The sequence below is a fragment of the Elstera sp. genome, from assembly GCF_044372965.1.
Taxonomy (GTDB): Bacteria; Pseudomonadota; Alphaproteobacteria; order Elsterales; family Elsteraceae; genus Elstera.
Genome location: NZ_JBILQX010000126.1, coordinates 1 through 10,499, shown reverse-complemented (window position 1 = coordinate 10,499; position 10,499 = coordinate 1). Strand labels below are relative to the sequence as shown.

The 10,499-nt window shown below is 62.4% G+C and carries 9 protein-coding genes and 1 pseudogene; all 10 read right to left on the bottom strand.

The features are described 5' to 3' along the window. Positions 1 to 251, bottom strand: a pseudogene (locus tag ACIQ36_RS14370) (hypothetical protein); the annotation flags it as partial. 117 nt (positions 252 to 368) lie between these two features. Further along, on the bottom strand, positions 369 to 1,070 hold the full coding sequence (locus ACIQ36_RS14365; protein WP_395830455.1) for a substrate-binding periplasmic protein: 702 nt from the start codon (positions 1,068 to 1,070) through the stop codon (positions 369 to 371). Between the two features lie 172 nt (positions 1,071 to 1,242). After that, positions 1,243 to 1,986 carry a substrate-binding periplasmic protein gene (locus ACIQ36_RS14360; RefSeq protein WP_395830453.1) on the bottom strand — a complete coding sequence of 248 codons (744 nt, stop codon included), beginning with the start codon at positions 1,984 to 1,986 and terminating at the stop codon, positions 1,243 to 1,245. A gap of 94 nt (positions 1,987 to 2,080) precedes the next feature. Then, positions 2,081 to 2,764, bottom strand: coding sequence for a Fe2+-dependent dioxygenase (locus ACIQ36_RS14355; protein WP_395830451.1), 684 nt, complete (start codon positions 2,762 to 2,764; stop codon positions 2,081 to 2,083). Between the two features lie 14 nt (positions 2,765 to 2,778). Then, positions 2,779 to 4,983 (bottom strand): TonB-dependent receptor, encoded by a 2,205-nt coding sequence (locus ACIQ36_RS14350; protein WP_395830449.1) that lies wholly within the window; start codon positions 4,981 to 4,983, stop codon positions 2,779 to 2,781. Positions 4,984 to 5,112: 129 nt separating this feature from the next. Beyond that, the gene (locus tag ACIQ36_RS14345) at positions 5,113 to 5,979 is read right to left on the bottom strand and encodes an energy transducer TonB (RefSeq protein ID WP_395830447.1); all 867 of its coding nucleotides are present in this window, start codon (positions 5,977 to 5,979) and stop codon (positions 5,113 to 5,115) included. Positions 5,980 to 6,003: 24 nt separating this feature from the next. Then, a complete protein-coding gene (locus ACIQ36_RS14340; RefSeq protein ID WP_395830445.1) occupies positions 6,004 to 6,435 on the bottom strand; it encodes an ExbD/TolR family protein in 432 nt (143 codons plus the stop codon). A 1-nt stretch (position 6,436) separates the two neighbouring features. Continuing rightward, entirely contained in the window at positions 6,437 to 7,120 is a 684-nt protein-coding gene (locus ACIQ36_RS14335) for a MotA/TolQ/ExbB proton channel family protein (RefSeq protein ID WP_395830443.1), read from the bottom strand. 112 nt (positions 7,121 to 7,232) lie between these two features. Then, positions 7,233 to 7,940 carry a response regulator gene (locus tag ACIQ36_RS14330; protein WP_395830441.1) on the bottom strand — a complete coding sequence of 236 codons (708 nt, stop codon included), beginning with the start codon at positions 7,938 to 7,940 and terminating at the stop codon, positions 7,233 to 7,235. Continuing rightward, positions 7,918 to 10,499: ATP-binding protein (locus ACIQ36_RS14325; protein WP_395830439.1), on the bottom strand; the 2,582-nt coding region annotated here is incomplete at its 5' end. The genes ACIQ36_RS14330 and ACIQ36_RS14325, both read right to left, overlap by 23 nt.

Below are 10,499 nucleotides of genomic sequence, written 5' to 3'. Positions count from 1 at the left end.
GCCGCCACATCGGGCGCAGGCCCCGCCGTATCCTTGCGAACGAAGGTGACGGGCCGCCCGCCGAGCATGCCGCCGGTTTCCGCCAGATAAACCGCCATGCCGCCATCAATCTGCTTACCATAATCGGCATAAGCGCCGGAGTAGCTGGCGATCACGCCGATTTTCAGCGGGTCCGCCGCGTCGACAATTGGGGCAAGACCCAGCAGCGCGGTTGAAATCAACAAGGTCCGGCGGGAAAATAGACTAGCCATGGCGGGGGCTCCTTTACTGACGCTTTGCCGCTGGCCTTAGCTCCTCTGCGACATTTTGTCGAGGCCCCCTGAACGTGCAGCGCAGCAAAACTTACGGGTGCGCCGCATGAGTAATCCTTAGCGTCGATAAGGTGCCGTCAGTCGCTCAACGCCGCCGTCAGCCCGAAAACGCGCCAACGCCGCCCGCCAGGGGACCAGTTCTTCTTCGGGAATATCGAGCGTTGCCGCGAAATTTAACGGGTAGCGCGTGACCGGGTCGGACAGAAGAATACGATCGGTGCTCACCGCCTCATTCTCCATCACCACGGGGATAACCCAGCGCGAGGTGAACCAAGCCTCCACCCGGCCCACCAGCAGCTTGCGCAAACTCGCCTCCTCGGTCGTCGCCGAGTCGAAATTGTTAAACCCACGCTCCCGCAGAAAATTTTCAGGCACGCCGTTCATGATGGTGCCGATGGCCTTTAGGCTTTTGGCCTCCTCCACCGTTATCGGGGTGCCGCGATCAGCCAGAACAGCAAACGACAGCGCTTCCTCAACCCCCGGATCGAGCCAGCGGAACCTACCTTCGCGGGCCGGAATGCGGGCGGTGAAGGCCGAAATCATCCGCGTGCCCGTGGCCATTTCCTGCAACATGCGCGGAATCGGGACAATATTGACCTTGCCCGAATGTCCCACCGCACGCGCCACCGCCAGGAGGGTTTCGACCATAAAGCCCTTAGGATCGCCCTGATCGGCGGCAGAAAAGGGCGGCAAATGGGGTGCAATCAGGCGAATTTCCTCGGCCCCGGCGATACGCGCAAAGGCGAGCAGCACGAGCACACCGATAAATCCGCCATACCGCCTTAACCCAACCAACCCTGCCCCCCGGCTAACTATTCTTGCCCGCCGTTAGAATTCGGCATCCTGCGTTTGGTCGCACCTGAACGCAGCAGGGTCAAGTTAAAATACTCTTAAAATAAATTGTGGATAACCCCATAGACCGCTTTCAACCTTAAAGGGCTTGCCGGTACTGTCGTATCAGACGCTCGACCCCGCCCGCCGCCCGAAAGCGGGCGAGTTCTGCCGCCCAAGGCGCCAATTCGTCTGCAGGAATATCCAATGTCGCGGCGAAATTCAGCGGGAACCGCACGATGGGTTCCGAAATTTGCAGCAGGTCTGGATCAATCTTCTCTTGGGCAAGCAGCGCCGGAATAACCCAGCGCGAGCTGAACCAAGCATCGACACGCCCGCCCATCAGCTTGCGCAGGCTCGCTTCCTCGGTCGTCGCGGTATCGAGGTTGGTAAACCCCTCCCCGCGCAGAAAAATTTCGGGAAACCCATTGCTGATAAGGCCGATACTCTTCAGATGCTTTGCACTCTCCAGCGTCATCGGTCCCGGATTGGTGCGCAGACTGGCGAAGGAGAGCACTTGCTCCACGCCTGGATCAAGGAGGGTAAAGGCCCGCGCGCGAAACTGAAGCTGGGCGATAAAGGCCGACATCATCCGCTTGCCCTGGGCCATTTCGTGCAACATGCGCGGCACCGGCACGATGGAAACCTTGCCGGAATGGCCGACCTGCCGCGCAACCGCCAGCAGGGTTTCCAGCATAATTCCCTTGGGTGCCGCCGCATCGCCGAACGAGAACGGCGGCAAATATGGGGCAATCAGGCGAATTTCCTCGGCCCGGGCGGGTAGGCCGCTCCCGACCAACAGCCCTAAAATACACACCCATACTCTGAGGGGGCGTAAGCTCACCAATCGATACTCCCTTCCTCCCTCTGCGACCAGCGCGCGGGTACGAGAGTAGGATACCTTGGTTAAGCTGAATAGCGGCTTAAAGCACCGTCCGCTAAACTTCGGCCCATTGTCGCAGGAGGTTGTGATAGATGCCCGACAAGCTGACGACGCAGGGATCGTTCGCATCTTTTTCCAGCGCCAAGCGCTGGATTGTTTGATCGAGATCGAAGAGCAACGCGCGCTGATCGTCGGCGCGGATCATGCTTTGCAGCCAAAAAAACGAGGCAACGCGCGCCCCGCGCGTGATCGGCGTTACCCGATGCAGGCTGGTGGACGGGTAGAGAATGAGGTGCCCGGCGGGCAGCTTTACCCGCTGCGGGCCATACACATCTTCGATAATCAACTCGCCGCCGTCATACTCCTCAGGCTCTGAGAAAAACAACGTACACGATAGATCCGTGCGCAGCCGGATCGGCGTGCCGGGGATGGCGCGAATGGCGTTATCCACATGCACGCCGAAGGACGCGCCCTCGCCATACCGATTAAACAGCGGCGGAAAAATCCGCTGCGGCAGTGCCGCCGAAATAAACAAAGGTGATCGGGCAAGCCCCCCCAGGATCATCTCCCCCACGGCCTGGGCCACGGGGGAGCCTTCTGCCAGTTGTGCGTTCTGCTTGACGGCGGCGGATTGTTCCCCCGCCGTCACCCGCCCGTCGATCCACTCGGCCGCATCTAGGGCGGCGCGGGCGGCGGCGACTTCGGCGGGGGTCAGAACCTCTGGAATGGCAAGAAGCATGATCCCTCGGAAGGTTAGTAGCTAACGGCCAGCGTCAGCATCGCCGACCGACCGGGCGCGACATAGGTAAACGGCGAGGCACTGCGATAGAGCGTATCGTAGTAGGTCTCGTTCGCCAGATTGAGCACGTTCAGCCGCAGACTGGCGTTCTCGTTAATTTTATACTCGCCCATCGCATCGAAGCGCCAATAGGAGGGAACCTTGGTGCTGAGCGCTTCCAACGTGCCGCCATTGACTTCCGAGCGGTAATTCGCGGAACCCCCGATCGAGAGCGCTTCGGTGATTTGATATTTCGTCTGCACCAGCAGCGAATGTTTGGCGATATTGGCGAGCTTCTTATCTTTGGCGGCGGGGTTCAGCGGATTATCCGTAACCTTGGCGTCGATATAGGTATAGCCGCCGGTCACGCTCCAATCGTCGGTGATATTCCCCGCGAGGCTAACTTCAAAGCCCGCCGAGCGCGCGGCCCCGCCATTGCTGAAGCGCGTGCCGCTATTGACCAGCATTTCTTCCTTGATCGTATAGAAGAGCGCGGCATTGGCGTTCAGGCGACGATCGAACAACTGCCACTTGGTGCCGATTTCGAAGTTCGTATTCTTCTCCGGCGTAAACTGGGTATAGCCCGACGCGAGGCCGCCATAGCCTGCCGAGGTGCCGCCATCGACCTGCTCGCCCGGCGGGTTCGACGAGGTGCTGATCGCGCCGTAGATGCTGGCGTAAGGAACGAGCTTATAGACGAGGCCAAGGTTCCAGTTCAGGAAGCCCTTATCATAGGTTGCGCGGCTGGAGGTGGTGGAATAATCGCCCGTTCCCGAATAGGCACCGATATCATAGAGATCATAGCGCAGGCCACCGCTGAGCTGCCATTCCGGCGAGAGTTCCAGCGTATCGGACAGGTAGAGCGCCTTGGTATCAACCGTAGTGTCGGAATAAGAAGTTCCCGAGACAATCGAGCCCGTCCACGGCAGGTTCGGGTTCGGCGCATAAATCCGCTGCGTGATCGAGCGCGGCGTGACCACCGGCGCGCGATTATACACCTTCTCGCGCATGATTTCGCCGCCCGCGACGAAAGTATGTTTGCCGAAGCTGCTATCGAGATCGTAAATCAGATTCGCCTGAAGCCCGCCGTAACGGTTGGTCTGATCGCGATTTTTGGCGTTGGAGCCCACCGTTAAATTGGTGAGATTGACGCCTTCCGGGGCTGAAATCACATATTCATTGCTGGTTACGCCGTAGCGGGCGCGCACATCCAGCTTCAGATCGCGGGCCAGCTTGCCTTCAACGCGGATCGTGCCAATATCGGCGCTATTTTCCATATAATCGCGCCCGACGATACCATAGAAGGTATCGCGCGGCACATTGAACGGCGCATTGGCGCGCGTGTCGTAGGGAATCCCCCAGTCGGGCATCGCATCCGTATTGAGGTGGTAATAGTCGAGCGTGACTTTCCAATCCTCGTGCGGTTTGATTTCCGCGGCGACCGCCGCACCATAGCGCTTATCGTAAACTTCCTTGCGCCCGGCAACATCGGTATCGTGGATCATGCCGTTGAGCCGCACAGCGAAGCGATCGGAAATCACCTGATTCACATCGGCGCTCAGGCGCTTATAGTTATCGGTGCCCAGCGAGCCTTCGCCCTTGATGAAATTCTGCTGCGTCGGCGTTTTGGTGACGATATCGACCGACCCGCCGGTCGTGCCGCGCCCGCCGATGGTGGAGCTGGGGCCTTTGATGACTTCCAACTGTTCGACCGCAAAGGTTTCGCGTGAGATCACGCCAGGGTCGCGCAGCCCATCGATAAACACATCGTTGCGCGCATCGAACCCGCGAATGAAAATCCGGTCGCCGAAAGCATTGCCGCCCTCGCCCGTCCCCAAGGTCACGCCCGGTTGCTGGCGCATGACGTCGCGCAACGAGGTCGCGCCCGAGTCCTTAATCTGCTCCTTAGTGATGGCGGTTACGCTTTTCGGCGTATCCAGAAGCGGCTTTACGAACTTCGGATTCGCGGACCGTTCCACCGCCAGGGGCGCATTGGGATTAGCGTTCGGGTTCGCGTCGGGTTTCGCCGTGTCCTGCACCGTCATCGTCGGCAGCGTCACCGGCTTTTGTGCAGGCGTTTGGGCCGCAGCGGGGAAAAACGCCCCAGCGAGGGGCAAGGCAGCAGCAGCGAGCGCGAACGGCAGACGGCGCATCGCTGCCGAAGGATCGGAGGATCGCATCGGATAGTCCTTATCGAGTTCTTCGAAAAAAGCCTGGGGGAGCGGCGGCGGCCAGGCACATGAGAAGGTTAGGCCGTAGCATTGTGGTGACAATTATGCAACTGCGTCTTAGTTGCAAATGCCTTATTTTCACCGCAATTGGAATTGAATCGGAAAATCGAAAGTAAATTCATCGCCTGGATAGCTCGGTGGAAAAGCTGGCATCGGGCTTGCCCGGTCCACCATCTCCAGAATCGCCCGATCCAGGGCGTCATTGCCTGTGCTCTGAAGCAAGGTTTTCGAGAGCAGCTTTCCGGCACGGTTGAGCGTGAAGCGCACCATCCCCTGCCCTTGGCGCTGGCCGCGCATCGTGCGCGCGCCATCGGGCCGATGGCGCAAGAGCCACGCCGAAAGCTTGCTGGTGTAATCGCTGTCGAGCGATGGCGCGACCGCCGCAGCGCTCGCCACCGAGGCGGCCTCGGTGGCCTGAGGCGGCACAACCGAGGGAGGCGCGGCAACGGGTTCCGGCGCGGACTGGGCCACGGGCGTCACCTCCTGCGGGGCTTTCGGCACGGCGGGCGGCGATTTCGCGACAATGGGGCGCGGCTTGGGGGCCGGTTTCGGTTTTGGCGGCGGGGGCGGTGGGAGCGGATCGACGGGAGCGGCAACACTGCGGATGAGTTCTTCGGGCTTCACTTCCGGGGGCGGTTCCGGGAGTGGCGGCAGTTCAGGCAAAGGCGGCTCGGGCGGCGGTGGAAGCTCGGCAATCGGCTCGGGCGGCGGCGGCTCCGGCGGGGGGACGACCTGAGGCGGTTCGATTTGGGGCGGCTCGGGAACGATTTCAGGTTCGGCAACAACGGCGGGTGCCGGCGGCGGGCTCGGCAGCAGCGCCATCGGCTGAAGTTCGATCAACTGTGGCTTTTCGCTCGGCATCGATTGCCCATCGGGCGCGAGCCAGACCAGCAGGCCAACGGCGGCAACATGCAGCGAAAAGGAGGTGAGAAAGGCTTTCGCCATATCCGTTCAGCTTCCGGCGGGGGGCTACGGTTTTACGGGTTCGGTGAGCAAGGCCACGCGGCTGAACCCCGCCGCCCCGACCTGGCCCATCAACTCGGCAATCGTGCCGTAGGAGAGGCTTTTATCGCCGCGCACATAGATCGGGCGGGTCTTGTCGGCGGCGGCAAGCTCGCGCAGGCGGGCGGACAGGTTCGGCTTCGCAATCGGCTCTTGATCGAGGAAAACCTGCCCCTGCCCGTCCACCGACAGGGTAATCGGCGGCGCAGGCGGCGTCAGTTGCGCGGCTTGGCTGCTGGGTAGTTCCACTGGAACCCCGGCGACCAGCATTGGCGCTGCCACCATAAAGATGATGAGCAGCACCAGCATCACATCGACCAGCGGCGTAATATTGATATCGGCGACGGCGGGCAGCCCGTCTTCGTCACCCCCGCTGCTCGGTAGCAATCCCCCGGCCATGCTACGCGGCCTTATCGGCGGCGGCGGGCGCGCGCGTCAGCTTCAAGGCCGTCTCGGCCATCACCGCTTGCGTGCGCGCCGAAAACCGCCCAATCGTCGCGGCGAGAAGATTATAGGCGATGACGGCGGGAATGGCGGCAACCAGCCCCATCGCGGTCGCCAGCAAGGCTTCGGCAATCCCCGGCGCGACCGTGGCGAGGCTGGTATCGCGCGCCTGGGCAATCGCGGTGAAGCTGTTCATGATGCCCCAGACCGTGCCGAACAGGCCGATGAACGGCGCAGAAGAACTAATCGTCGCCAGTACCGGCAAACGCCGATCCAACAGCCGCACTTCCCGGCCCAATTGCACGCGCATGACGCTCACGAGATGCTCGCGCTGGGTGGCCGCCGAGGTGCCGGAAAAGGCGGCGCGGTCCTGCTGGACCAAGCGCAACCCCGCCGCGAGCACGCGCTGGGCCGCGCCATCGGGCCGCTGCGCGACCTCGGCCAGCGCCACCGACTCGCCCGCCTCAAACGGCTGCAAACTGCGCTGCGCCAACCACAGCCGCCGCAACGTTTCGAGAATCACCGCCCAGCCCCAGACCGAGGCGAGGGCCAGCAGAATCATCACCGCTTTCACGACGCTATCGGCCTGCGTGAGCAGCCCGATGAACGACAGGCCGGGGCCGGAAAGGGGTGCGTCCACGGGGTAACTCCTTCGCGCAGCAAAATGGGGAACGGCCCGCATCCTGCCGCAGGTGCGAAGAATTATCAATATCATTGAGAGTGATTCTTATCAGCAGTCGCAACAAACGCCGCTACGGAATCGCCAAGCGATACCCAACCCCGGCTTCGGTGAGCAAAAACCGGGGCTGATCGGCGGGATCGTGGAGTTTTTGCCGCAATTGGCGCACGTAGACGCGCAGATACTGCACATCCGCCCCATCCTCATGGCCCCATACGGCTTTTAGAAGATGCTTATGGGTCAGAACGCGGCCCGGATGTTTGGCGAGTTCGGCGAGAATGCCCCATTCCTTCGGGGAGAGCTTTACCTCCGCCCCGTCCAGCAGCACGCGACGGTGAAAGAGATCGATGGTGAGCGGCCCGAGGGTAAAAACCTCCGACGCGCCCTGGGTTTGCAGCCGGTGCCGCAGGGCCACGCGAATACGCGCCAACAGCTCTTCGATGCTAAACGGCTTGACGATGTAATCATCGGCCCCAAGGTCGAGCGCTTCGACCTTGCTCGCCTCCTCCCCCCGGCTGGAGAGCACAATAATCGGCAGGGCGCTGCTCATGCGCAAATCGGCAATCACGTCGAGCCCGTCGCGGTCGGGCAGGCCGAGGTCGAGAATCATCAGATCGACGCCGGGGCGGCGGGCGGCGGCGAGCCCCTGGGCTCCCGTTTCGGCCTCGATCACGGCATAATCTTGCGCGGCAAGGCTGGTGCGCAAAAACCGCCGGATCGCCGGTTCATCGTCGACGACCAGCAGAGTCGCGCGCGGGTTAATCCCGGAGGGGTTCGACATGAATCAAGGTCTCGGGTATGGAAATCACAAAGGCCGCGCCGCCACCGGGCGCATCCTCCACCTGAATACGCCCGCCCATCGCCTCAACAAAGCCCCAGCAGATGGCGAGCCCTAAACCGGTTCCGCTCGGCGAGCTATCACTGACGTCGAGCCGGTAGAACCGCTCGAAAATACTGGCGCGCCGGTCGGGGGGAATGCCGGGGCCTTGGTCCGCCACGCTCAGGCGAACGCCCCCGTCCGGGGTCTCCCGCGCCTCAATCCGAATTATCGAGCCCTTTGGCGCGTATTTTGCGGCATTATCGAGAAGGTTCACCAACACTTGCTCGAAGAGCACATGGTCGAGCCGCACCATTGGCAGATCATCCGGCAGATGGGTTTCCACCCGATGCCCCGCCAGCAGCGCCGCCGTGCGCCGCAGGGAGGTGCCCACCGCTTCCGCCAGATCGAGCGGATCTTGCTTCGGGGTGAGGGAGCCTGCTTCGAGCCGCATCATATCCAAAAGATTACCGACGAAGCGGTTCAGGCGCTCGGCTTCGGTCTGCACGCTGCCCAGCACCTCATCGCGCGCAGCATCATCATAGCGCGCGCCGAACGACCGCAGGGCCGTGACCGAGCCCAAAATGGTCGCAAGCGGCGTGCGCAAATCGTGTGAAATCGACGTGAGCAGCGCCCCGCGCAGCTTTTCCGTTTCAGCCAGCAGCCGCGCTTCATCGACGGTTCCGGCGAGCGTGATGCGCTCGATGGCAATCGCGGCTTGATCCGCCAGGGCATTGAGCAAGCGGCGCTCTTCCTGCGACAGGATCGGCCGCCCCCGCTCGGCCCGATCCAGGCCCAGCACGCCGATAATCTCCCGGTCGGTACGCAGCGGCAGAAACAGCCAACGCGCGCCCGGCAGCGTGTCGGAATCGCGGCCCGTTTCCTGGCCCTTGCTGAACGCCCAGTGCGCCGCTGCAAGATCGGCCTCTTCCAGCTGATCTTCGGGCGGATACCCGGCCCGCACCGAAAGATGCTCGCCCTCGGGCAGCAGAACCACGGTGCTGACCTTCAACATCGCCGCAATCTGGTGCGAAATCGCCCACAGAAGATCATCCATCGCACCGATGGCAGCGAGCTTGCGACTGAAGCTATAGAGGTCCGCCGTGATCTTCGCCCGCTGCGCCGCCGCCGTGCCTTGGGCGTGGGTGCGCGCGGCGAGATTGCTCGTCACCAGGGCCGTAACGAAGAAGGCGATCAGCGAAATCACATTGGCGGGATCGGCAATCGTGAAGGTATAGAGCGGCGGCAAAAACAGGAAATTATAGAGCAGTACCGACAGCGTGGCGGCATAGAGCGACGGCCCGCGCCCGCGCCGCACCGCGACGACCAAAACGCCGGTGAGAAACACCAAGGAGAGGTTCGTGACCTCAATCAGCCGGTCGAGCCCGGAAGCGATCACCGTCGCCGCGCCCACGGTCAGCGTCGCCTCGATAAAGGCCGACAGCGGCGGTCGCTTTGGCAGCGCCAGCGAAACCGCCGCCCCGCCCTCGCCCAAGGGCACGATGCGCAGGCTGATATCGCTCGCCTTGCGCACCAATTCCTGCGTGACCGAGCCCGACAGCCAGCGTTTCCAGCGCGGCAAGCTGTAATGGCCAACGATGATCTGCGTCACATTATGGCTGCGCGCATAGGCCAGCACGTCATCGACCACCCATCGCCCCGGCAGGGTCACGGTTTCCGCGCCTAAGCGTTCGGCAAGGCGCATGGCTTCGGCAATCCGCGTGCGCGCGGCGTCGGACAGGCCAAGCGGGTTGGGGGTTTCGATATGCAGCACGGTCCAGGCGCAGCGCAGCCGGTCGGCCATCCGCCGCGCCTGACGAATGAGCAAATCCGCCGCCGGGCGCGGGTCGATGCAGACCAGCAATCGCTCGCCAGTTTCCCACGGGCCGGAAATGGCGTGGCTTTGCATGAAGTCGCGCATCTGCGCATCCACCCGGTCGGCGGTGCGGCGCAGGGCGAGTTCGCGTAAGGCCGTGAGGTTCCCGGCGGAAAAATAATGTTTTAGCGCGCGTTGGGCCTGTTCGTGCCCGTAGACTTTCCCCTCCGCGAGGCGCTGTTGCAGGGTTTCCGGTGTTACATCGACCAGTTCGATTTCGTCGGCCCGGTCGATGATCGAATCGGGGACCGTCTCGCGAACGCGGACGCGGGTGATGCGCGCCACCACATCGTTCAGGCTTTCGACGTGCTGCACGTTCAGCGTGGTGAACACATCAATCCCGGCGGCGAGGATTTCTTCCACGTCCAAATAGCGCTTGGGATGGCGACTGCCGGGCGCATTGGTATGGGCGAGTTCGTCCACCAGCACCAGCGCGGGTTTACGCGCCAGAATGGCGTCAAGATCCATTTCCGGCAGCGTGCGGCCCTTATACTCGCCCGCGCGTTTGTCCAGAATTTCCAACCCGGCGAGCATGCGCTGGGTTTCCACCCGCCCGTGGGTTTCAACCACGCCGACGACGACATCCACCCCCTCGCGCCGCCGCTGCCGGGCGATGCGCAGCATCTCATAGGTTTTGCCGACCCCTG